The organism is Thalassospira sp. MCCC 1A01428, from assembly GCF_002115825.1.
Classification (GTDB): Bacteria; Pseudomonadota; Alphaproteobacteria; order Rhodospirillales; family Thalassospiraceae; genus Thalassospira.
In genome coordinates, this window is the sequence record NZ_JFJZ01000157.1 from 1 (window position 1) to 695 (window position 695).

Below are 695 nucleotides of genomic sequence, written 5' to 3' on the forward strand. Positions count from 1 at the left end.
AATTGAGTCCAGACCCTAGTACTCTTGGTGAACTTAACGGAAGCGATAAGAAAGACCAATATGGCTTGCTGACCGGCAAGACGGAGGGTACCGGAAAGGATGATATTGGCACAATCGAAGTTCACAATAATTCGAACCTTACTTTGGGGACGGGCAACATCTGGCTGAATGACAACATCACCTTCTACAACTACAGCACGTCCGTCATTGTAAATAGTGCGACGATCAAATTATCTAATGCCATTAAGATTACCGGCAACTATACCCAGACCGGTGGTGGGCTGGTGGTGCAGGCAGCGTCCATGACTGATTTCGGTTCTTTGGACGTTTCGGGCTATGCAAAGATCAGCAATACCAGTTTGGTGATATCGGGCAATAATCTGGCGGTTGGTGATACCTACACCATTGTCGGCGCGGATAACGGCGGGGAGACGACATACGAGATTACAACGGCATCTGTTGTCGGCACTTCGGGCCTTGGCGCAACCACGGCAACCGTGGGCAAAGACCTCGTCGTGACGATTACCGAAGCCAAGTCGGGCGGTTATCAGTCGATCGGGTCGCAAAATGGCAGTGTGGGTGGGTCGCTTGGGGCAACACTGGACCAGATCAATAATAGTTCGTCGTCGCAAGCGGTTGCCTTCCAGAACAACGTTCTGGCAGCAATTAACAGTTTGCCATCAAACCAGCAAGGA

Annotated in this window: 1 protein-coding gene; it reads left to right on the plus strand. The window is 50.8% G+C overall.

Going from position 1 to position 695, the window contains the following annotated elements; translation table 11 throughout:
- The coding region (locus tag THS27_RS27095) for a hypothetical protein (protein WP_210403040.1) at nt 1-695 on the plus strand (695 nt) is incomplete at both ends.